This window comes from Paractinoplanes pyxinae (assembly GCF_026626335.1).
GTDB lineage: Bacteria > Actinomycetota > Actinomycetes > Mycobacteriales > Micromonosporaceae > Actinoplanes > Actinoplanes pyxinae.
The window spans coordinates 124,204-145,569 of the sequence record NZ_JAPNTZ010000013.1; the positions used below are offsets into that span (position 1 = coordinate 124,204).

The 21,366-nt window shown below is 68.8% G+C and carries 26 protein-coding genes and 1 tRNA gene; 18 read left to right on the forward strand and 9 right to left on the reverse strand.

The window, feature by feature from the left end; all coding sequences use genetic code 11:
- Positions 1 to 13 precede the first annotated feature (13 nt).
- The gene (locus OWR29_RS33045) at positions 14 to 1,357 is read right to left on the reverse strand and encodes an MFS transporter (protein WP_267567465.1); all 1,344 of its coding nucleotides are present in this window, start codon (positions 1,355 to 1,357) and stop codon (positions 14 to 16) included.
- A 19-nt stretch (positions 1,358 to 1,376) separates the two neighbouring features.
- Between OWR29_RS33045 and OWR29_RS33050 the strand changes: the two genes are divergently transcribed.
- The 12 genes from OWR29_RS33050 (at position 1,377) to OWR29_RS33105 (ending at position 12,343) form a co-directional block, all read left to right on the forward strand.
- Positions 1,377 to 2,342: a GlxA family transcriptional regulator gene (locus OWR29_RS33050; RefSeq protein ID WP_267567307.1), complete on the forward strand. Its 966-nt coding sequence runs from the start codon at positions 1,377 to 1,379 to the stop codon at positions 2,340 to 2,342.
- 30 nt (positions 2,343 to 2,372) lie between these two features.
- Positions 2,373 to 4,040, forward strand: coding sequence for a GspE/PulE family protein (locus OWR29_RS33055; RefSeq protein WP_267567308.1), 1,668 nt, complete (start codon positions 2,373 to 2,375; stop codon positions 4,038 to 4,040).
- Between the two features lie 130 nt (positions 4,041 to 4,170).
- Positions 4,171 to 5,307 (forward strand): type IV pilus twitching motility protein PilT, encoded by a 1,137-nt coding sequence (locus OWR29_RS33060; RefSeq protein WP_267567466.1) that lies wholly within the window; start codon positions 4,171 to 4,173, stop codon positions 5,305 to 5,307.
- Positions 5,308 to 5,311: 4 nt separating this feature from the next.
- Entirely contained in the window at positions 5,312 to 6,544 is a 1,233-nt protein-coding gene (locus OWR29_RS33065) for a type II secretion system F family protein (RefSeq protein ID WP_267567309.1), read from the forward strand.
- A gap of 79 nt (positions 6,545 to 6,623) precedes the next feature.
- Positions 6,624 to 7,151, forward strand: a complete 528-nt coding sequence (locus OWR29_RS33070; protein ID WP_267567310.1) for a type II secretion system protein — start codon at positions 6,624 to 6,626, stop codon at positions 7,149 to 7,151.
- 56 nt (positions 7,152 to 7,207) lie between these two features.
- Entirely contained in the window at positions 7,208 to 7,996 is a 789-nt protein-coding gene (locus tag OWR29_RS33075) for a prepilin peptidase (protein WP_267567311.1), read from the forward strand.
- Positions 7,997 to 8,015: 19 nt separating this feature from the next.
- Positions 8,016 to 9,041 carry a type IV pilus assembly protein PilM gene (pilM, locus tag OWR29_RS33080; RefSeq protein ID WP_267567312.1) on the forward strand — a complete coding sequence of 342 codons (1,026 nt, stop codon included), beginning with the start codon at positions 8,016 to 8,018 and terminating at the stop codon, positions 9,039 to 9,041.
- Complete coding sequence (locus OWR29_RS33085) at positions 9,041 to 9,766, forward strand: hypothetical protein (RefSeq protein ID WP_267567313.1); 726 nt, start codon at positions 9,041 to 9,043, stop codon at positions 9,764 to 9,766. Before pilM ends, OWR29_RS33085 begins: the two co-directional genes overlap by 1 nt.
- Before the next feature lie 53 nt (positions 9,767 to 9,819).
- Positions 9,820 to 10,359, forward strand: coding sequence for a type IV pilus inner membrane component PilO (locus tag OWR29_RS33090; RefSeq protein ID WP_267567314.1), 540 nt, complete (start codon positions 9,820 to 9,822; stop codon positions 10,357 to 10,359).
- A gap of 51 nt (positions 10,360 to 10,410) precedes the next feature.
- Positions 10,411 to 11,064 carry a GntR family transcriptional regulator gene (locus OWR29_RS33095; protein ID WP_267567315.1) on the forward strand — a complete coding sequence of 218 codons (654 nt, stop codon included), beginning with the start codon at positions 10,411 to 10,413 and terminating at the stop codon, positions 11,062 to 11,064.
- Positions 11,065 to 11,427: 363 nt separating this feature from the next.
- Positions 11,428 to 11,802, forward strand: a complete 375-nt coding sequence (locus OWR29_RS33100; protein WP_267567316.1) for a response regulator — start codon at positions 11,428 to 11,430, stop codon at positions 11,800 to 11,802.
- An 85-nt stretch (positions 11,803 to 11,887) separates the two neighbouring features.
- Entirely contained in the window at positions 11,888 to 12,343 is a 456-nt protein-coding gene (locus OWR29_RS33105) for a response regulator (RefSeq protein ID WP_267567317.1), read from the forward strand.
- Between the two features lie 15 nt (positions 12,344 to 12,358).
- Here the strand turns inward: OWR29_RS33105 and OWR29_RS33110 are convergent, their stop codons facing one another.
- Entirely contained in the window at positions 12,359 to 12,934 is a 576-nt protein-coding gene (locus tag OWR29_RS33110; RefSeq protein ID WP_267567318.1) for a 3'-5' exonuclease, read from the reverse strand.
- Positions 12,935 to 12,954: 20 nt separating this feature from the next.
- On the reverse strand, positions 12,955 to 13,839 hold the full coding sequence (locus tag OWR29_RS33115; protein WP_267567319.1) for a fructose bisphosphate aldolase: 885 nt from the start codon (positions 13,837 to 13,839) through the stop codon (positions 12,955 to 12,957).
- A gap of 154 nt (positions 13,840 to 13,993) precedes the next feature.
- On the opposite strand from OWR29_RS33115, the gene OWR29_RS33120 reads away from it, so the two are divergent.
- Positions 13,994 to 14,455, forward strand: coding sequence for a hypothetical protein (locus OWR29_RS33120; RefSeq protein WP_267567320.1), 462 nt, complete (start codon positions 13,994 to 13,996; stop codon positions 14,453 to 14,455).
- Here OWR29_RS33120 and OWR29_RS33125 read toward each other — a convergent pair.
- Entirely contained in the window at positions 14,452 to 15,138 is a 687-nt protein-coding gene (locus OWR29_RS33125) for an aggregation-promoting factor C-terminal-like domain-containing protein (RefSeq protein ID WP_267567321.1), read from the reverse strand. The genes OWR29_RS33120 and OWR29_RS33125 overlap by 4 nt on opposite strands.
- A gap of 111 nt (positions 15,139 to 15,249) precedes the next feature.
- Here OWR29_RS33125 and OWR29_RS33130 point away from each other — a divergent pair, with 111 nt between their 5' ends.
- A complete protein-coding gene (locus OWR29_RS33130) occupies positions 15,250 to 15,726 on the forward strand; it encodes a VOC family protein (protein ID WP_267567322.1) in 477 nt (158 codons plus the stop codon).
- Here OWR29_RS33130 and OWR29_RS33135 read toward each other — a convergent pair.
- Entirely contained in the window at positions 15,684 to 16,208 is a 525-nt protein-coding gene (locus OWR29_RS33135) for a 2TM domain-containing protein (RefSeq protein ID WP_267567323.1), read from the reverse strand. The two genes, OWR29_RS33130 and OWR29_RS33135, sit on opposite strands and share 43 nt — an antisense overlap.
- Before the next feature lie 65 nt (positions 16,209 to 16,273).
- On the opposite strand from OWR29_RS33135, the gene OWR29_RS33140 reads away from it, so the two are divergent.
- The gene (locus OWR29_RS33140; RefSeq protein WP_267567324.1) at positions 16,274 to 16,858 is read left to right on the forward strand and encodes a TetR/AcrR family transcriptional regulator; all 585 of its coding nucleotides are present in this window, start codon (positions 16,274 to 16,276) and stop codon (positions 16,856 to 16,858) included.
- Here the strand turns inward: OWR29_RS33140 and OWR29_RS33145 are convergent.
- Together OWR29_RS33145 and OWR29_RS33150 are read right to left on the reverse strand one after the other, a co-directional pair.
- Positions 16,833 to 17,570 (reverse strand): class I SAM-dependent DNA methyltransferase, encoded by a 738-nt coding sequence (locus tag OWR29_RS33145; RefSeq protein ID WP_267567325.1) that lies wholly within the window; start codon positions 17,568 to 17,570, stop codon positions 16,833 to 16,835. The two genes, OWR29_RS33140 and OWR29_RS33145, sit on opposite strands and share 26 nt — an antisense overlap.
- 4 nt (positions 17,571 to 17,574) lie before the next feature.
- On the reverse strand, positions 17,575 to 18,372 hold the full coding sequence (locus OWR29_RS33150) for an S-methyl-5'-thioadenosine phosphorylase (protein ID WP_267567326.1): 798 nt from the start codon (positions 18,370 to 18,372) through the stop codon (positions 17,575 to 17,577).
- Positions 18,373 to 18,440: 68 nt separating this feature from the next.
- Between OWR29_RS33150 and OWR29_RS33155 the strand changes: the two genes are divergently transcribed.
- The 3 genes from OWR29_RS33155 to OWR29_RS33165 all read left to right on the forward strand — a co-directional run bounded on the left by OWR29_RS33155 (position 18,441) and on the right by OWR29_RS33165 (position 20,310).
- Complete coding sequence (locus OWR29_RS33155) at positions 18,441 to 19,034, forward strand: YqgE/AlgH family protein (RefSeq protein ID WP_267567327.1); 594 nt, start codon at positions 18,441 to 18,443, stop codon at positions 19,032 to 19,034.
- Between the two features lie 70 nt (positions 19,035 to 19,104).
- A tRNA-Ala gene (locus tag OWR29_RS33160) sits at positions 19,105 to 19,177 on the forward strand.
- A gap of 440 nt (positions 19,178 to 19,617) precedes the next feature.
- Positions 19,618 to 20,310: a hypothetical protein gene (locus tag OWR29_RS33165; protein WP_267567328.1), complete on the forward strand. Its 693-nt coding sequence runs from the start codon at positions 19,618 to 19,620 to the stop codon at positions 20,308 to 20,310.
- Here OWR29_RS33165 and OWR29_RS33170 read toward each other — a convergent pair.
- Both OWR29_RS33170 and OWR29_RS33175 read right to left on the reverse strand, forming a co-directional pair.
- A complete protein-coding gene (locus tag OWR29_RS33170; protein WP_267567329.1) occupies positions 20,307 to 20,627 on the reverse strand; it encodes a hypothetical protein in 321 nt (106 codons plus the stop codon). The genes OWR29_RS33165 and OWR29_RS33170 overlap by 4 nt on opposite strands.
- A gap of 153 nt (positions 20,628 to 20,780) precedes the next feature.
- Complete coding sequence (locus tag OWR29_RS33175) at positions 20,781 to 21,272, reverse strand: LytR C-terminal domain-containing protein (RefSeq protein WP_267567330.1); 492 nt, start codon at positions 21,270 to 21,272, stop codon at positions 20,781 to 20,783.
- Positions 21,273 to 21,366 lie beyond the last annotated feature (94 nt).

The window sequence follows — 21,366 nt, forward strand, 5'->3', positions numbered from 1 at the left end:
AGTTCAGCCGTTTCTAGGCTTTGGCGGGCTGGACGGCGAGGCCGATACCGGGGGCGATCGGCTTGAGCTTCTTGCCGGCGAAAAGCATCAGGCTCAGCACGCTGGCGAAGATTGCGAGCGCCCCCGCGCCGTACCAGGCCCAGGTGTACGCGCCGAGTTGGTCGCGGACCAGGCCGGCTGCGGTGGCGGCGGCTGCGGCGCCGAACTGGTGGGAGGCGAAGACCCAGCCGAAGACCACGGCGCCGCTTTCGCCGAAGTATTCGCGGCACAGGGTGACCGTGGGCGGGACCGTGGCCACCCAGTCGAGGCCGTAGAACAGGATGAACACCAGCATGCTGGGGTGGGCCGTGGCCGCGAACAGTGACGGCAGCACCAGCAGCGACAGCCCGCGCAGGAAGTAGTACGCCCCGAGCAGGATGCGGCTGTCGACCCGGTCGGTCAGCCAGCCCGAGGCGATGGTGCCGGCGATGTCGAACAGGCCGACCAGCGCCAGCAGCGAGGCGGCGGTGGTCTCGGTCATGCCGTGGTCGTGCGCGGCCGGGATGAAGTGGGTGCCGACCAGGCCGTTGGTCGTCGCTCCGCAGATCGCGAATCCGCCCGCCAGCAGCCAGAACGGCCGCGTCTTGGCGGCCTGGCCGAGGGCGCGCAGGGCGGTCCGGGCGGCGCCGGCCGGGGCGATCGGTTTCGGCTCCTCGTAGACGCCGCCGTACGCGCCCAGGCCCAACTCGGACGGGTGGTCACGCAGCCGCCACCACACCAGCGGCACCACCAGCAGCGCAGCCCCGGTGACGGTGAGCGCGGCGAGCCGCCAGCCCGAGTGTTCGGTGAGCGTGGCCAGCACCGGCAAAAAGATCAGGTTGCCGGCCGCGCCGCCCGCCGTGAGCACGCCCGTGACCAGGCCGCGGTGTTTGACGAACCAGCGGCCGGTGATGGTGGCGACGAAGCCGAGCGCCATCGACCCCGTGCCCAGGCCGACCAGCACGCCCCAGAGCAGGATCAGCTGCCAGCTGGAGCGCATGAAGACGGTCAGGCCGGAGCCGGCCGCGACCAGCAGCAGCGCGCCCATGATGACGCGGCGGATGCCGAAGCGTTCCATCAGGGCGGCCGCGAACGGCGCGGTGAGGCCGTAGAGCAGCAGGTTGACCGAGACCGCGGCCGAGATCGTGCCCAACGACCAGCCGAACTCGTCGTGCAGCGGCCGGATCATGACGGACGGGGTGGCGCGGAATCCGGCCGCCCCGACCAGGGCGACGAAGGCGACGACGGCGACGAGCCAGGCCGGATGGATGCGGCGGAGTGTGGTCACGTACAGATTCTGCGAAGTCCGGGACGATCCGGCGAGTGGCCCGAAGGCCATCATGCGCAAGAATTGGGCCATGCCTCATGTGATCGCCGTCGTCGCCCTCGACGGTGTCGTCCCGTTCGACCTCGGCACGGCCACCCAGGTCTTCGGGGCCGCCCGCGATGCCGGCCGGAACCGCCTGTACGACGTCCGCGTGTGCGGCACCGGTCCGGTGCGCACCAGCGCCGGCTTCACGATCGTCCCCGACCACGACCTGAGCGCTCTGGAGGTGGCGGACACGGTTGTCGTTCCGGGCGTCGACGCCGGGTCCACCGTCACGGACGGGACGCTCCGGGACGACGTACGGGAAGCTCTTCGAAAAGCCGCCGCGGACGGCAGGAGGATCGTGTCGATCTGCACCGGCGCCTCGGTGCTGGCCGCCGCGGGGCTTCTCGACGGCCGGCCCGCCGCCACCCACTGGCTCTGGGGCAAGCGGATCGGCGGCCTCTATCCGCAGGTGCGGTGGAACCTCGACGTGCTGTTCGTCGACGACGGCGACATCCTCACCTCGGCCGGGGTGGGCGCCGGGGCCGACCTCTGCCTGCACATCGTGCGTAACGACCACGGCGCCGAGGTGGCCAACCGGGCGGCCCGCCGCTGTGTGCTGCCGCCCTGGCGGGACGGCGGGCAGGCGCAGTTCATCGAGCGGCCGGTGCCGCACTCGGACGGCACGGGCACCGCGCCCACCCGGGCCTGGACGCTCGACCGGCTGGCCGAGCCGGTGACCCTGGAGGCGATGGCCGAGCACGCTCGCATGAGTGTGCGCACCTTCACCCGGCGCTTCCGCGAGGAAACCGGCACCAGTCCCCGGCAGTGGCTGCTGCGGCAGCGCATCGCGCACGCTCAACTTCTGCTCGAGTCGACCGATCTGGGAGTCGAGACGGTGGCCCGCCGTTCGGGGCTGGGCAGCGCGACCGCCCTGCGGCAACACCTGCAGACCGCCATCGGCGTGGCGCCCACGGCGTACCGGCGAACCTTCCGGCAACCGGCAAGATCTTAGGTATAACCCAAATTGTCCGATAAGTAGGGCGTGGACCAGACCTTCCGCCCGCTGCTGGACGCGCTCAAGCAGATCGGGATCGACCCGCTGGCCGTGGACTCGGCCGCGGAGGAAGCGCAGCGCAGCGGCCGGTCCGTGCGCGCGGTCCTCATCAACGACCAGGTCGTCACCGAGGAGCAGCTGACCGCGGCGGCCGCCCGCGCCTTCGGCATCAACACGGTCGACCTGGTCAGCTTCCAGCCCGACCCGGCCGCCCTGAAGAAGATCCCGCTGCCGGTGGTGCTGCGGCACCGCGTGCTCGGCCTCTCGATGGCCGACGGTGAGCTGGTCGTCGGCGTCACCGACCCCGGCGACGTGGTCGCGCTGGACGACGTCCGCGCGGCCACCGGCATGATCGTGCGCCCGGTGGTGGTGGCCCGCAGCGAGGTCCGCCGGATCATCGAACGGCTGCAGCGTGAGTCCAGCGACCTGGGCGACCTGGCCGACGACGACACCGAGTCGCAGACCGGGATGGCCGCCCAGGCCACCAGCAACGACGACGCCCCGATCGTGCGCTACGTGAACAGCCTGATCGAGCAGGCCGTCATGAACCGCGCCTCCGACCTGCACCTCGAGCCGACCGAGGACGACATGCGGGTGCGCTACCGCATCGACGGCGTGCTGCACGAGGTCGACCTGGTGCCGCGGGGTGTCATGGCCGCGCTGACCTCACGCATCAAGATCATGTCGGGCGTCGACATCACCGAGAAGCGGGTGCCGCAGAACGGCCGCATCACTGCCCTCATCCGCGACCGGACGGTCGACCTGCGTACCGCCACGCTGCCCACCGTGTGGGGCGAGAAGATCGTCCTCCGCGTGCTCGACACCGGCGGCATCGACCTCGACATGGAGAAGCTGGGCTTCACGCAGCACAACCTGGAACGGTTCGCCGCGTCGTTCACCAAGCCGCACGGCATGGTGCTGGTGACCGGCCCGACCGGTTCCGGCAAGTCGACCACCCTGTACGCCACGCTGGGCCGGATCAGCAAGCCCGAGGTCAACGTGATCACCGTCGAGGACCCGGTCGAGTACCGGCTCCGCGGCGTCAACCAGGTGCAGGTCAACGCGAAGGCCGGCCTGACGTTCGCGGCGGTGCTGCCGGCCATCCTGCGCTCCGACCCGGACGTCGTGCTGATCGGTGAGATCCGGGACGGCAACACGGCCCAGATCGCCGTCGAGGCCTCGCTGACCGGTCACCTCGTGCTGTCGACGCTGCACACCAACGACGCCCCGGGCGCGGTCACCCGCCTCACCGAGATGGGCATCGAGCCGTTCCTGGTCGGGTCGTCGCTCGACTGCGTGCTGGCCCAGCGGCTGGCCCGGCGGCTCTGCGACTGGTGCAAGGAGGCCTACAAGCCGACCGAGGAGGAGCTCATCGGCGCGCGCTGGCCCTTCGAGGACCTGGCCGTGCCGGAGGCGCTCTACCGCCCGGTGGGCTGCCGGAACTGCGCCAACACGGGCTACCGGGGCCGGATCGCGCTGCACGAGGTCATGCCGATCAGCCCCGAGATCGAGGCGCTGACCATCCGCCGGGCCTCGTCCAACGAGATCCTCGAGGTCGCGCTCTACCAGGGGATGTACGAGCTGCGGGCGGACGGCCTGGCCAAGGCGGCCGGCGGGCTGACCTCGGTGCGCGAGGTCTCTCGCGTCGCCATCTAGCCGTTCAAAGGCCGAAAACCTTATCCCGTACGCCTGAGCACCGCCCGAAAACGCCAGAACTCACCCTAAACCGGCCCGTCGAAGTGCCGAATAAAAGTGGCGTCCGATACCGACGAGAGAGCCGGTGGAGATGTACCAGACCGACACGATGGTGCCCCAGCAGGCGGCGCCCCAGCAGCCCGACGCCCCGGCGCCGGGCGATCTCGCCGTGCTCAACCAGATGCTCGTCACGCTGGTCGAGTCGCGCGGCTCCGACCTGCACCTGACCGTCGGCACGCCACCGATGATGCGGGTCAACGGCTCGCTGCGGCCGCTCGAGGGCTACGGCAACCTCAACTCGGCCGACACCGCGCTGCTGTGCCGGGCCGCGATCTCGGCCGACCAGTGGGCGACCTTCCAGCGCGTGCAGGAGCTCGACTTCGCGCACAGCATCGTCGGCGTCTCCCGCTTCCGCGGCAACCTCTACGTGCAGCGCAACTCGTGCGGCGCGGTCTTCCGGGCCATCCCGCACGAGATCAAGCCGCTGGACGAGCTGGGCATGCCCGACTCGGTGGCCCGCTTCGCCCACCTGCCCCGCGGCCTCGTACTGGTGACCGGCCCGACCGGTTCCGGCAAGACCACCACCCTGGCCTCGATCCTCGACCTGGCCAACCGCAGCCGGGCCGACCACATCGTGACCATCGAGGACCCGATCGAGTTCCTGCACCCGCACAAGCGCAGCGTGGTCAACCAGCGCGAGGTCGGCGCCGACACCGAGACGTTCGCGTCGGCGCTCAAGCACGCGCTGCGCCAGGACCCGGACATCATCCTGGTCGGCGAGCTGCGTGACCTCGAGACCACGGCCACCGCGCTGACCGCGGCCGAGACCGGCCACCTGGTGCTGGCGACCCTGCACACGCAGAGCGCCACCCAGACCATCGACCGCGTCATCGACATCTTCCCGCCCCACCAGCAGCTGCAGATCCGGGCCCAGCTGGCCGCCTCGCTGCAGGGCGTGGTCACGCAGGCCCTGGCCCCGCGGGCGGACAACAAGGGCCGCGTCGTGATCGCCGAGATCCTGACCGCGACCCCGGCCATCCGCAGCCTGATCCGCGAGGGCAAGTCGCACCAGATCCCCTCGTTCATGCAGGCCGGCGCGGGTGACGGCATGCTCGCGTTCGACCAGCACCTGGCCGAGAAGGTGCGCGAGCAGGTCGTGACGTTGCCGGCCGCCCTCGAGCTGTGCCACTCGCGCGAGGAACTCATGCGACTCGTCGGACGGAGCTGACCTCATGCCGGCCACCAAGGTCTTTCGCTACAGCAGCATCGACGCCGCCGGCCACCGGGCCAAGGGCACTGTCGAGGCGCCGAACGAGGCCGCGGCCGGCAACCTGCTCAAACAGCGGGGCGAGACCCCGCTGGAGCTGATCGAGACCGGCAAGGGTCTCGACATGGAGATCAAGATTCCGGGCCTGGGCAACCGGGTCAAGCTGAAGGATCTCGCCGTCTTCTCCCGCCAGTTCGCCACGATGACCGCGTCCGGCATGTCGCTGCTGCGGTCGCTGGCGATCCTGGAGGAGCAGAGCAGTTCACCCCCGCTGAAAAAGGCGCTGGGCGACCTGCGTACGGATGTGGCCGCCGGCGCCTCGCTGTCGTCGTCCATGGCCAAGCACGACCGGATCTTCCCGCGCCTCATGATCGCCATGGTCCGGGCCGGGGAGACCGGCGGTATGATCGACCGCGCTCTGGAGCAGATCGCGGACAGCCTGGAGAAGGACACCGCGCTCCGCGGCAAGATCAAGAGCGCGATGACCTATCCGGCGATCGTGCTGGCGTTCACCTTCGTCCTGATCGCCGCGGTGCTCATCTTCATCGTGCCGATCTTCGAGGCGATGTTCGCCAACCTCGGCGGCGAGCTGCCGGCGATCACCCAGTTCCTGGTCGACGCCAGCCACAACATGTGGTGGATCGGCCCGCTGGTGATCACCGTCGGCGTCACCGGATCGGTCTTCTACAAGCGGCAGATGCGCGCCAGCGACGACTTCCGCCTCAAGGTCGACCGGGTCAAGGTCAAGATGCCGGTGTTCGGCTCCCTGTTCCGCAAGCTCGCGATGAGCCGGTTCGCCCGCAACCTGGGCCTGCTGCTCAACGTCGGCGTGCCGGTGATGCAGGCGCTCACCGTGGTCGGCGAGACCACGGGCAACGAGATCATCAATGTCGCGATGAAGGACGTGCAGGCCGCCGTCCGCGACGGCCACACGATGTCCTCGGCCCTGCGCAACCACCCCATCTTCCCGGCCATGGTCACGCAGATGATCGAAGTCGGCGAAGAAAGCGGCCAAATCAGTCAGATGCTGGACAAGGTTGCCGATTTCTATGACAGGGAAGTCGACAGCGCTGCCGAATCTCTCACCGCCTCGATCGAACCGATCATGGTGCTCGTCATGGGCGCCGTCGTGGGCGGAATGGTGATCTGTCTCTACCTACCGATGTTCACGATCTACCAGAACATTCAGAGCAACTGACTGCGCACGACCAGGCCGGACTCCCGCCGGCCGAACGGGCCCCCCGCCCGGCACCACCCGCCCGCCCCACCCTGACGCCATGGAGGCACCCCCAATGCACGACATCATCACCCGGCTCCGCAACAAGAAGGACGACGAAGGCTTCACGCTCATCGAGCTCCTTGTCGTGGTGGTCATCATCGGCGTCCTCGTCGCGATCGCCGTGCCGGTCTACCTGAACTACCGCAAGGGCGCGGCCGACAAGTCGGCCCAGTCCGACGTGCGCGGCGCGGTCAGCACGATCGAGCAGTACTACACCGACAACGGCAACTCGTACCCGCTGGCGGACCGCAAGAGCATCGCCGCGAGCTTCAACGTCAAGGACGGCTCGACGACCGCCCCCGCCGCCGGCACCGCCGCGTCGGCCGGCTGGATCACGCTGTCGGACAAGACCACGATGACCTACCTCATCGGCACGTCGACCGGCACCCCGCCCACCAGCGTCTCGACCTACAAGGTGTGCGCGGTCAACGGCAACGGCAGCGGCAAGCTGTACGTCTACGACAGCTCCGTCGGTGGCTCGGTCAAGACGATCGACGGCGGCAAGATCGACACCTGCGCCGCCTGATGATCTGACGACGGCCTGACGAAGATCCCACCGCCGGCGCCAAGGAGGTAGTCCCGATGCCGCAGCTCCCGCTGCTCGTCGTGGTCGCCCTGCTCGGCCTGGCGGTGGGCTCTTTCCTCAACGTCGTGATCTACCGGGTGCCGCGCGACGAGTCGCTTATCCACCCGCGGTCGCACTGCCCGGCCTGCAACACCGAGGTGCACAACCGGCACAACGTCCCGGTCTTCGGGTGGCTCCTGCTGCGGGGCCGGTGCGCCGCCTGCGAGTCGCCGATCAGCCCGCGTTACCCGCTCGTCGAGGCCGGCACCGCGGTGCTGTTCGTGGCAGTGGCGGCCCGGTTCGGGTTCTCGTGGGAACTGCCCGCCTACCTCTACCTGGCGGCGATCTCGGTGGCGCTGGCGGCGATCGACCTCGACGTGATGCGCCTGCCCGACAAGATCGTCCTTCCCTCGTACGCGGTCTCGCTGCTTCTCATCGCCCCGGCCGTGATCGCCGAACGCAGCTGGTCGACCGCCGGCCGGGCCCTGCTGGCGGCGGTCGTGCTCTACGTCGTGTACTTCGTGCTGGCGATGATGCCGCGCGGCATGGGCGGCGGCGACCTCAAGCTCGCCCCGCTGCTCGGCTTCTATCTGGGCTGGCTCGGCTGGAGCTCGGTGGCGATCGGCGCGTTCGCCGCGTTCATGCTCGGCGGGCTGGTCGCGGCCGTGCTGATGGTGCTGCGCCGGGCCAACCGCAAGAGCCGGATCCCCTTCGGGCCGTACATGCTGGCCGGCGCTTTCCTGGCGGTCTTCGCCGGAGCGCCCATCGCGCAGTGGTACGCCTCCCTGCTCGTACCCACCGTCTGAAGTTCAAGGAAGGAGACCGATGGCTGGCGTCATCCCGATCGGGCTGGACATCGGCACGTCCTCCATCCGGGCCGTCGAGGTCCGCCGGGGCAAGGACGACTACACGTTGTCCAACTTCGGCCAGGTGCCGCTGCCGCCCGGCGCGGTCGCCGGGGGCGTGGTGCAGGACCCGGTCATGGTCACCTCGGCCCTCAAGCAGCTCTGGGCGGCCTGCAAGTTCGGCACCAAGAACGTCAACCTCGGCGTGACCAACCCGCAGCTGGTGGTGCGCGAGATGGCCGTGTCCAACCTGCCCGCCAAAGAGATGCGCCAGGCCCTGCCGTTCCAGGTGAAGGACGCGCTGCCGTTGGCCGTCGAGCGTTCGCTGCTCGACTTCTACCCGCTCGAGGAGCCGGGCGACAACCCGACCGTGCGCGGCCTGCTCATCGCGATGCCCAAGGAGGCCGTGATGAGCGCGGTCGAGGCCGTCGAGAAGGCCGGCCTGCACGTCAAGGGGGTCGACCTGGCCTCGTTCGCCCTGCTGCGCGCGGCCTCCCGGCTCGACACCCAGATCGAGGCGATCGTCGACATCGGCCTCGACGTGACCAGCCTGGTCGTGCACGCCGACGGCGAGCCGCTGATCGTCCGGACCGTCCCCCGCGGCGGTCAGGAGATCACCGACAGCATCGCCACCCGCCTCGGCATCCCCCAGCCCGAGGCGGAAGAGCTCAAATGCCGCTACGGGCTGCACGGCGACGGCCGGCCGGACGGCGTGGAGGCCGCCGAGGAGGCGGTCCGCCCGCTGGTCAGCGAACTGCGCAGCTCGTTCACCTACCTCGCCTCGAGCGAGCGGCACCTGCAGGTCACCCGGCTGGCCCTGTGCGGGGGCAGCGCCCTCATGCCCGGCCTGGCCGAGCACCTGCAGAACCAACTGCGGATCACCGTCATGTACGCCGACAGCGCCAGCCGCCTGCGGGACACGCGCAAGGGCCGCGAACGCGGCTTCGACAGCTTCGTGCCCTCGGCCGCCGTGTCGATCGGCCTGACCTTGGGAGCGGCAGCCTGATGACCACCACCCAAACCGCGCTGATGCCGGTCGACCCGGCCATCTCCCCCGCCCAGGCGTCGCGCATCCTCGGCATCCGAGCCAACCTGCTGCCCGACGAGATCCGGGCCGGCCGCAGCGCCCGCCGCACCCGCTTCGTGCTGATCGGCGCCGTGCTGGCCGTGCTGCTCGGGCTCGGCGGCTGGTACATGGTCGCGGTGCACCAGCTGAACACCGCCACCGACAACCTGACGATGGCCACCGACCAGGTCGCCCGGGCGCAGGCCGAGAAGAAGAAGAACTCCGCGGTCACCGACACCATGAACGACCTGAAGAGCATGCAGGACGAGCTCAAGACGCTGCTCGGCACCGACCTGCCGTGGGCCACGACCATGGACTCGCTGCGGGCCGACGCCAAGGAGGCCGGGGTCACCATCGGCACGCTGTCCGGAACCGTGACCGAGGGCGCCGCGCCGGCCGCTACCACCGGCGGCACCGCGGCCGCGGCCGCCACGAATCCGGTCGTCGCGACGATCTCGATCAACGGCACCGCGCCCGACAAGAAGCACGCCGCCGCGTTCCTCGACCTGCTCGCCAGCCACAAGGGCGTCACCGACCCGTACCTGACGACGGCGTCCGAGGCGGAGGACTCGACCCAGGTCACCTACGCCCTGCGGGCCAAGCTCACGTCGGCTGCCCTGTGCGGCCGGTTCACCACAGCTTGCGCCTCGACCGGAGGCAATTGATGGATGCCCGGCGTACGAACCGAATTTGGCTCATCGGCGGCATGGTGTCAGTGGTGATCCTCGTTGCCGCGGGCTGGCTGCTGCTCATCTCGCCCAAGTTCACTGAGGCGTCCGAGGTGCAGGCCGAGGCCGACGACACGAGCATCCAGCTGACCCAGCTGCGCAAGGAGGTGGCCGCGCTCAAGGAGCAGAACGCGAAGAAGGCCACCTACCAGGCCCAGCTCGACACCCTGGTGACGCACCTGCCCGAGACCTACGGCATCCCGGCCTTCCTGCGCGCCCTGCAGGACGCCGGCGCCGCCACCAACGTCAAGGTCAGCGACCTCAGCGTGGGCAGCTCCGTCGCCTCCGACGAGGTCCAGACGGCCGTCGAGCTGCCGCTCTCGCTCGCCGCCACAGGCACCGTGCCCAACCTGAGCAAGTTCATCACCCAGCTGCAGCAGGCGCAGAGCCGCGCCGTGCTCATCGACACGGTCACCATGTCGAGCGGCGACGAAGCCACCGCCAACCTCACGCTCAAGGCCTTCTGCACCACGACCGACGTCTCCGACAGCGCCAAGCGCGACCGCACCGACCTCTGCGCCGTGGGGTGAACCGGGTGGGCGGACGCCACGGTCCATTGTCACCCTGAGTACTCTGCCCATATGTCTTACGCGGTCCCACCGACCCGTACCGCAGCGGTCGTCCGCCAGTTGCGCAACGAGATCGTCACCGGCGAGCTGTCACCCGGCACGCTCATCAAGGATGCCGAGCTCGCGGCCCGCCTCGGTGTCAGCATCACGCCCGTACGCGAAGCGATCGCTCAGCTCAGCGTCGAGGGCCTGATCGACATCGCGCCCAACCGCACCCGGCACGTCACCAAGGTCACCCAGAAGAACGCCCTCGAGCTGATCGACGTGATGAGCGTGCTGGCCTGCGCCGGCTTCGAGTGGGGGGTCGACAACCTCACCGACACGCACATCGAGCTGCTGCGCCAGCGCCAGGCCGAGTTCGTCGAGGCGCTGGCCGCCCGCAACGTGCTGGCGGCCGGGGCGGCCGGCGCCGACTTCAGCTCGATCATCATCCTGGCCAGCGGCAACCGTGAGCTGCAGTCCATGGTGGACCTGGTGGTGGCGCGGACCATGCGCATACTGGCCATGACCGCCGAGAGCGACCTGTGGAACACGTGGATCGAGGGCCACGACGCGATCCTGCGGCTGCTCGAGAGCGGTGACCGCAAGGGCGCGCTCGACCGGTACCGCCAGATCTACGTCGACTACCGCTCCCAGGTCGAGGGCGAGCTCTTCGTCGATCAGTAGTCGCCGTTCAGCGGCGAGGTCGCCGTCGTCGGCGCCGGCTCCTTTCCCGTACGCGGAGTAGCCGGCGCCGCCGTCGTCGGTGATCTCGAACCGCTGCACCAGCGCCTCGACCGGCTTGCCGCCGCACAACGCGACCTGAGCATCGATCTGCTCGGGCCGCCATCGCGTCTTGTGCCGGTGCCCGTCGGGCCAGCGTGCGCCCCAGCCCCGACAACCCGATCAGGTCGGCATGTCCGGGTGCCCCACCGGCGTACGACAGGAAATTTCGCGACCGGCGAATCGCAACCGGTCCGCAACCGTGATCTTTCTCGCGGGCGACCCGGCGCGGCCGATGGGCGAGGTGTCCGACGGAAGGGACACCGAATGACCAGCGACCTGATCCTCGTGGCCGAGGACGACAGCGACATCCGCGAACTGCTCACCGTGACCCTGGAGTCGGCCGGCTACCGCGCCGTCGGCGCCAAGGACGGGCACACCGCCGCCCGCATCCTCGAGGTGGCCAGGCCGGCCGGCCTCATCACCGACATCCAGATGCCCGCGGTCAACGGCCTCGACCTGTGCCGGATGGCCCGCCTCAACCCGGCCAACCGCGACATGGCGATCGTGGTGATGTCGGCCAACACGCACGCCTACGACGCCGACGCCGGCCTCGACGCGGGGGCCGACCGCTACCTGGCGAAGCCCCTTTCTCCCCGCCGCCTGATCGCCGAGATGCGCGATCTGCTGGCCGCCCGCTGAACCACTTCGCAGCCGCTAGCACTTCGTCACCCGCTGAACCACCGGCCGTCCCGCAGCCGTTTCCCGAATCAGGAGGTAGACAGAAATGACCACGCTCTACGCACCGCCCCTGGAAGCCGACGCTTTCACCCGAGCGATGTCCTCGGCCCCGATCACGGCGCCGCTGTCCCCCAGCATCCTCATCGCGGACGACGACGACGAGGTGCGCGACGTGATCGAGTACCGCCTGCAGGTGGCCGGCTACCGCACCCTGACCGCGGACAACGGCCAGTCGGCGCTGAGCCTGGCCATCGAGCGCCGCCCCCGCGTGATCATCCTCGACGTCACGATGCCCCAGATCGACGGCCTGACGGTCTGCGACCGCCTGCACGCCACCGCCTGCACGGCCGAGATCCCGGTCCTGATGATCAGCAGCAACCACGCCGACCAGGACCGCGAACGAGGCCTGGCCGCCGGCGCCGACGACTACCTGCCCAAGCCCTTCACCTCGCACGAGATGATGCGCCGGGTCAACTGGCTGCTGCTCTCCGCGGGCCGGTAGCACCGCGGCGGCCGGCTAGACCGAGATCAGCGGGTGGCCCAGCTCGCGCAGGTGGCGCAGCGTCTCGAGGATCGAGTAGCAGTCGGCGAGGGCGTCGTGTTCGCGATCGATGCGGGCGGCCAGGCCCAGCTCGTACGCGAGGCGCCCCGACGACAGTCCGGCGGTCGCCGGCAGGACGGCGTTGAAGTAGTTGCGGATGTTGACGAAGGGCGGCATTCCCCGCTTGAGGGTGCGACCCTCCGGCACCTGCAGGATAAGGTTCTCGCCGAGGATCACCATGTCGTTGCCGTACGAGAGAACGTAGTGGCCGTCGCAGAAGTCGAGGAAGGCGTCGAGCGCGTCGGCGAACGGCCGCCCGTGCTCGTCGACGGCGGCCTGGCTGATGCCGGTGAGCTGCTGGAAGTAGTCCGACAGGGCCGGGTTGCGCACCGGCCGCACGAGCTCGTTGAACTCGCCCGTGACCTGGAGACTCACCGAGTCGGCCCGCAGCGCGCCGATCTGCACGACCTCACGGAACTCGCCGGGCCGCGACCAGCCGCGCTCCTGCGAGCCCTCCCACGCCGTGAATTCCAGGTCCAGGATGACGATCACGACCTGAACTTACTTGATCTTCACGGTCCGACCGAGGCCCGATAGATGGCGTCGACGGCAACTTCCAGCGTCCGGTTGAATTCGGCGTCGGTCTGCTGATGGCGTAGGTCCTGCACGAGGGCCCGGGAGAAGCTGGCGATCAGCCCGCGGTTGCGCGCCAGCCGCTCGTCGGCCTCGGCCTGGCTGTAGCCGCCGGACAGGGCCACCACCCGCAGCACCTTCGGGTGAGCGATCAGGTCGGCGTAGAAGTTGTCGGCGCTGGGGATCGACAGCTTGAGCATGATCGGCTCGTCCACGTCGGCCAGCCGCTCGAGAATGCCGGCCTTGAGCATGTCCTCGGCCTGCCGCTTCTCGTCGCTGTGGATGTCGACCTCGGGTTCGAGAATCGGCACCAGCCCCGCAGCCAGGATCTGCCGCGCGTACCCGAATTGCTGATCGAGATTGGCGCCGATGCCGCCGGCGTCGGCCCGGCTGATGAACGACCGCATCTTGGTGCCGAAGACCCGCCGCTCGACCGCGCGGGCCAGCAGCCCGTCGATTTTCGTGAACGGCTTCATCAGCCGCACACCGTCCCGCTCGTTGGCCAGCCCCTCGTCGACCTTGACGAATGGCACGATTCCCTTGCGCTGCCACAGGTAATCGGGCGCCGCAACACCTTCAACGTCGCGGTCCATCGTCTGCTCGAACAGAATCGCGCCGAGCACCCGTTCGCCGGTGAACGCCGGCGACGACATGATCCGCGCCCGGAACTCGTGCATGAGGTCGAACATCTCGTCGTCGTTCGAGTACGCCGACTCCGGCACCCCGTACAGCGCCAGCGCCCTCGGCGTGCTTCCACCACTTTGGTCCAGCGCCGCGAAGAATCCGGCGCCCTCGGCCACCCTTGTCCGCTGTTCCTCCCGCATGTGTCCTGACTACCCCCGTCCGGGCCGCCCCGCACAGTGACGGGCGCGATACCGGGTGGCCGGTATCCCGGTTTTGCGGCTGGCAGGAATGCCGCACCCGCCCGGAAGGACGACCGTGAGCGGTGAGGAAACAATCCGGAGAGGAGCAGGACCGATGACCGATCATGTGATGCGGACGGGTTCGCACGTGGCGTTGCGCGACGTCTCCCTGACCCAGCGGGTGCTGGCCGTGGTGACGGCGGCGCTGCTGGGCGTCGACGCTTACGTCCATCTGCACGATGCCGCGCAATACGACCAGTTCCGCTCGTCCGTGATGAGCGAGGGCACCCTTTTCCGTATCCAGGGCATTGTCGCGATCGTGGTCGCGCTCGCGCTGATCATCTGGCCCCGCGTGCTCACCTGGATCGTGGCTCTGCTGGTGGCGGGCAGCGCCGCCGTGGCGGTGACCCTTTACACGTACGTCGATGTGGGTCAGATCGGCCCGGTGCCCAACCTTTACGAGAACACGTGGAGCGCTCCCGGCAAGGCCTTCTCAGCCGTCGCCGAAACATTGGCCGCCCTGGTCGCCATCGCCGGCCTGATCCTGGCTGTCCGGGCTCGCCGGCAAGCGCGCTAGTAGTGCCCGTTGTTCTGGAAGAAGCTCCAGGCGCCGCACGGCGTGTCGTAACGGCCCTTCACATAGCCCAGGCCCCATTTGATCTGGGTGGCCGGGTTGGTCTTCCAGTCGGCGCCGGCCGAGGCCATCTTCTTGCCCGGCAGGGCCTGCGGAATTCCGTACGCGCCGGAGCTTCGATTTTCCGCCTTGTAGTTCCAGCCGCTCTCGTGCTTCCACAACTTGTCGAGGCAGGGGAACTCGGCGATCGGGAAACCCTTGTCGAGCATCAGGGCGCAGCCGATCTCGCGGCTGCCCGAGTATTCGTTGCAGGACGCGGGCACCGGGCCGGTGTAGGGAACGGGGCCGGAGGCTTCCTGCTTCTTGCGCTCCTTTTCCGCCTTTTTCTGTTCGGCGACCTTCGTCTCGAGCTTGTGCGCGCGTCCGGCCGCGGCCTTGGCGGCTGTCGCGGCCTTCGCGGCGGCGGCCCCCTCGGCCTCGCGCTTCCAGGCCCGGGCGGCCGCGTGCTGGGCCTCGTGCTGCTTGAGCAACTGAATGTCCAAGTTGGCCTGAGTGGCGTTGGCCAGTGCGACACCCGCGGGCTCGACCGGCTCGTCCTGGCCGAGATAGATCCCGGCGACCAGTCCCGCGACCAGCACGCCGACGGACACGACGCGCACACCCACGCGGCTCCAGAGCCGATTCACGAGCATCCCTTTCGTCAGCTGCTCGGAACACCCTGGCCTACCCGGACCGCGAAGGCAACAGCGAGCGTCAAGAGGTCAGGAAATGGCCGCTATGACGACGACAATGGTCGTATGACAAATCCGAACGGTAAGCACTCGGTCACTCCCTATGTGGCGGCCAAGGGCGCCGAACGCTTCCTCGCTTTTGTCGAGGCGACGTTCGCCACGGAGCCCGCTCAGAAGGTTTTCAATCCGGACGGCACGATCGGTCACTCCGAGGTGCGGATCGGCGACTCGGTCGTGATGGCGTTCGACGCCGATCCGCAGTGGCCCGACATGCCGGCATTACTGAGCGTCTATGTCGATGACGTCGACGCCGTGTTCGCCCGTGCGGTCGAGGCCGGCGCCACGGTGGTCACCGAATTGTTCGCCTCACGGATCGTGGGCGATCGCGGCGGACGCCTGCGCGATCCGGTCGGCAACGTCTGGTGGGTTCAGACGCACGTCAGCGCACCGGACGTAAGCGCCTTCGAAGACCCGGAAGAGCTGGCGATCATGCGTACGGCTCAACGCTCCTTCGCCGACGAGATGGGCCGCCGCACGGTGTAACTGAACGACACGATGCCGTCGATCACCAGGATGATCGTCCACAGGCGGAACAGCGCCCACTGCGACGCGTCGCCGCCGAGCTTCGAGAAAAGCAGGAAGATCAAACCCGCGATCACGTACGCGATGACGTGCCGCACCCACATGCGGCGCTCGTGAGCAGCGCGTTCCCGTCCGGTGAGCCGCACGGGCGGCGGCCCGCCGGCGAACCGGTGGGCGAACCGCCGGTCGGCCCAGCTCAGCATCTGATGCCCGAAGGCCACCGACACGCCCAGATAGACGGCCGCGAGCCCGTGCCCGACCGATGACTCGCCGCCCGAGCGCAGATCGATGATCGAGAAGACGAGCAGCGCCACGTCGACCAGCGGCACCGACAACAGCAGCGCCGTGCTGAGCCTGCGGGCTTTGAGCAGGTAGCGCGCCGCGAGCCCGGCGATCAGCAACACCCAGAACCCGATCTCGCAGGCGACGATTGCAACGATCATGAGAACTCCCCGTTTTCGCACGGTCGTGTCAGAACCTTTGTAACACAGTCGTGCGACAATGAGGTGTGCCCAAAATCGTTGACCATGACGAGCGTCGCCGAGAGCTGGCCGCCGCCGTCGGCCGCGTCATCGCCCGGGCCGGGGTGGCCGAGGTGTCGATCCGCTCGGTGGCGGCCGAGTCGGGCTGGTCGTCGGGCGCGCTCCGGCACTACTTCGCCACCCGCGGCGAACTGCTGGCCTTCGCCTGCGAGCAGGTCATCGACCAGGTTACCGAGCGCATCACGACCATGCGCGTGCCCGAAGGCGTACGGGAGGGAATTCGGGCCGTCCTGCTCGAGACCATGCCGGTCGACGAGCGCCGCCGGGCCGAAGCCGAGATCGCGTTCTCGTTCCTCGCCCTCGGCCTGGGCGACCCCGCGCTGGCCCAGGTGCAACGGCATCACTTCGCCCGCATGTACGAGTTGTGCCTGAGCCTGGCCGCCTACGTGACCCCCGGGGACGGCGATGCCGAAACCATCGCCCGCCGCCTGCACGCGGTGGTCGACGGCCTGACCGTGCACGTGCTGGCCGGCCACCTCACCCCGGACGAGATGACCGCCCGCCTCGACGACTATCTGGGCGAGCTCACCGCTTCACCCACGTCGCGATGATCTTGCTGCTGTCGCTGGTGAACGGCGAACCCGTCCACGAATCCCAGCGGTGCTCCGGCTCCAGCCCCGCGATCCGGGCCATCAGGTCCATCTCGGCCGGCCACACATAGCGGAACGGCACCGCCCAGAACTCGCCCCGGCCGTCGTCGTGCAGCGTCACGTAGTTCGAGGCCATGGCCTGCGTCGCCACGTCGTAGCTGTCGAACCCCCAGCGCCGCGGCGTCACCGTGAACGGCACGATCGTCTGCCCGGCCGGAAGCTTGCGCAGCTCGGGCACCATCACCTCGATCAGGAAGCGGCCGCCCGGACGCAGATGGGCGGCGGCGTTCCGGAAGCACTCGACCTGCGCGTCCTGCGTGGTCAGGTTCATCACGGTGTTGAAAACCAGGAACACCAGGTCAAAATCGAGGTCCCCGGCCCGTACGGTGGAAAAGTCGCCTATCGTCACGGCGATCGAAGGATTCTTGTCCCGAAGCCGGGCCACCATGGCCTTCGACATGTCGATGCCGTGCACCGTCACGCCGCGCTCGGCCAGCGGCACGGCGATGCGGCCGGTGCCGATGGCGAACTCGAGCGCGCGACCACCCGAACCAGCCAGGCCGGCCAACACGTCCACGGTTTCGGCGATGACTGCCGGGTCGAACTCGCCGCCGGTCGCGTCGTCGTAGGTGCTTGCAACCCGCTCCGAGAAGTAGCCGTCCGGATCATTCATGGCTCTACGGCAACTCGATCGGCAGCTTGAGACCGTCCAGCGCCGCCGCGCACGGGCAGGTGCGCTCGGCCGGGAGCCTGGTTACGGCGTCCAGCAGTACGGCCCTCAGGCGCTCGGTGTTGTCGGCGAACACCCGGAACACCTCCTCCTGAGTGACGCCGTGCTCCCCCTCGACGCCGGCGTCCAGGTCGGTCACCAGGGCGATCGACGTGTAACAGAGGCCCAGCTCACGAGCCAGCACCGCCTCGGGATGACCGGTCATGTTGATGACCGCGCCGCCGATCGAGGTGAACCAGCGCGACTCGGCGCGCGTCGAGAAACGCGGGCCCTCGACCACCACCATCGTGCCGCCGTCGACCGCCTTAACCGGCTCGGCCGCGGCCAGCACCGCGCGGCGGCCGTCCGGGCAGTACGGGTCGGCGAAGTTCACGTGGATCGCGCCGGTGTCGTAGTACGTCTGGGTGCGCCCGCTCGTCCGGTCGATCAACTGGTCGGGCACCACGAACGTGCCCGGGCCCAGCTCAGGACGCAGACCACCGACCGCACAGGGAGCCACGATCTGCCGTACACCCAAAGCGCGAAGCGCCCACAAGTTGGCCCGGTACGGAATCTTGTGCGGCGGGAAGCGGTGATCGCGCCCGTGCCGAGGCAGGAAGGCAACCCGCCGTTCACCCACCTGGGCGACCGTGATCGGGTCGGACGGCGCACCGTAGGGCGTGGACACCTCGTGCTCGACCGCGCCGTCCAGGAGCTTGTAGAGCCCCGATCCGCCGATGACGCCGATCTCCGCCGCTGGGTTCATGGGCAGACCTTATCGGTGGCCGGAATCTCGGGCTAATGTGCGATGCATGGCGTTGGTAGGGACGGCTTATGTATAGCGAGGGCCAGCGGATCGGAGGCCGGTCGATGGAATCCATGACCGGCCGGTTGCTGGTGGCGACGCCGACCCTCAAAGACCCGAACTTCGACCGTACGGTCGTGCTGCTCGTCGCCCACGAGACCGGCGGCGCCCTGGGCGTCGTGCTCAACCGGGCGACCGAGGTCCCCGTCGCCGACGTGCTGGGCGGCTGGGGCGAACTGGCGGGCGACCCCGCGGTGCTCTTCGAAGGCGGCCCCGTGCAGCCCGAATCGGCCATCTGCCTGGCCCGCACCCGCCCCGACGTGAAAAAGCGGATCTCCGGCTTCCACCAGGTCTCCGGCGCCGTCGGCACGGTCGACCTGTCGGCCGACCCGGAACGCCTGCGCGAAAGCCTGGCCGGCATCAGGGTCTTCGCCGGCTACTCCGGCTGGTCGGCGGGCCAACTGGAAGAAGAAATCGCCGCCGGCTCCTGGTTCCTGCTCGAAGCCCTCCCCGGCGACCCCTTCATGACCCGCCCCGACGACCTGTGGGCCATGGTCCTGCGTCGCCAGGGCGACATCCTGGCCGCGGTGGCCCACTTCCCACCCGACCCGGCCCTCAACTGAGGGGGTCCCGACAACCACCGTTCGCGGCCATGTAGTATTTCCTCCGTGCCCGGGCAACCGGGGATGGCAAGGGGCTGTGGCGCAGCTGGTAGCGCACCACACTGGCAGTGTGGGGGTCAGGGGTTCGAGTCCCCTCAGCTCCACGTCTAGGGGCCCCCTGTCCGCGGAGAGCGCGGACGGGGGGCCGTTTCGCATTTCTGCTCAGGGGGCCGAGCCCCCTGAAACCCCACGGTGTCTGTTGGTTGCGCTCGGTGGGTGGTTGCGCTGAGGCTTCGCCCAGCGAAAACCGGTGCGAGCCGTTGCGCTCGGTGGGTTGTTGGGCTGGGGCTTGGGCCCGCGAAACCGCCACATTGCGAATCGTTGCGCTCGGCGGGTGGTGGCGCTGGGGCTTCGCCCACCGAAACCGCCATAGTGCGAATCGTTGCGCTCGGCGGGTAGTTGGGCTGGGGCTTCGGCCCGCGAAACCGCCACGTTGCGAGCCGTGCGCTCGGTGGTGGTTGTTCTGGGGCGGGCCGTCTGAAGCTTGGGCTTGGGGTGGGGTGTTGCTCTCAAGTCGGGTTATTGAGCGTCGACAAGTACGGGCGTGCGTAGACAACTGCTGATCGGGATTGTGGCCGTTCTGTCGATTCTTGGGGTGCCGGCGCCGGCGCTTGCGGGCTCGGGGGCGGGTGCCTTCACCTTTGACGCCTCGCCGGAGCCGGTGAAGAAGGGTGGCTACGTCACTCTGTCCGGCCGGAACACGACGCTCTACTTCAGCTCCGGCGTCTCCTTCTACTTCAAGGCGGACGGCTCGTCGAAGTGGGTCTACCAAAACTCGACGACGGTGAAGAACGGGAAGTATTCACGCCGCCAAGCCCAGAACCATTCCGGCACGTGGAAGGCGGTTGCCTTCTGTGAATGCGACAGCGTCGGCGCGCCCAGTCGCACCGATCGCGTCGCCGTGCGAGGCGTTCAGTTGCCCGGCGTCGTCAACGGGTGCTCGTACGGCGATCCGTATTACGTCGACTTCAAGCCTTCGACTATCGACATCAGCTGCACCACCTACTGGGGCTACACATCTGTGAAGTGGCAGCGGGTGACCTCCACCTCGGCCAAGGCCACCGCCGTCGCCCACTTCAACGACTGCGAGCCCAGCTGCGGGAACGGTCACTACCGCACTAAGAAGGTCACCCTGACCTTCAGCCGGGTTCGGCTTCACCACGGTGTGCCCACCTTCACCGAGATGACTGAGCACCCGTCGGGGTACTCGTACGGCCTCTACCCCGCCGAGTTCTAGGCACTCCGCAGCGCCCGGCCGGCCAGGGTGATCAAAACCAAACTGGCCAGGACGGCTGCGGCCGCTGCGCCGGCCAGCAGGAGTGAGCCGGTGGCCAGGAAGGTGGCGAAGGCGCCGATCGTCAGGAGGGAGCCGAAGGCGCCGATCGACAGAACGGAGCCGACCGACGCTATCGACAGGACTGAGAGGAATGAGCCTACCGAGAAGACCGAGAGGATCGAGCCGTAGGAGCCTACGGACAGGATCGAGTCTTTCGAGTAGATGCTCAGAATGGAATTGGTGGAACGGAACGACAGAATGTTCTTGATGCGTGGCATTTACTCATCATGATTTCCGGCGTCCGTTTCGTAAAGCAGATGAAACGGCGGCGCGGCGGTGGGATGAGCGCGAATTGCCAGGTCAGCGGGGTGGTGGCGGGAAAGTGCTGAATGCAGGATCCACCAAGTGGTTGATGCGAGTTCAGCCGGGGCTCAGCATTGCGGGGGTGCTGTCGGTTCGCCGGCCGTTACCAGGTTCTGGTTGATTTCGGTGGGGGTGGCCAGGCGGTCGAAGGACGGGGCCAGGATGACGTCGACGGCCTTGTCGCGGTGGGCGGGGTCGAAGCGCATGGTGACGTCGCCGTGCAGTTCGGCTCGCATGAGGTGGGCGGCGCCGATCGCGGCCGGGCCGTAGCGCAGCACGGTCGTGGTTTCCGGGTCGGCGGCGGTCTGGGTGAACCGCAGGGAGAAGCCGCGTTCGCGCAGTGCGACGGCGGTCGACTGGAGGCGGGCGGCCGGCACGCCGCCATTGAGCACGCGGAGCTCCACGTCGGCCGGCTCGCTGGGCAGGGTGAGAACGCAGTTGAGCGGGGTGGGTGCGGCGGCCGCCGGGGGCGGTGGCGTCGGAGCGTCCGGGCGCGGCCACGTCAACGCGACCCCCGCCGTGACCGCCACGACGGCGCCGGCGGTTGCTACAGCGGCCATCTGGCGCCGGGCTCGCGTGCGGCCCCGAGCTCGGATGTCGGCTGCCGGTCGTACGCGAAGGTCTTGAACGTCGTTTTCGAGCTCTCGCAGCCGC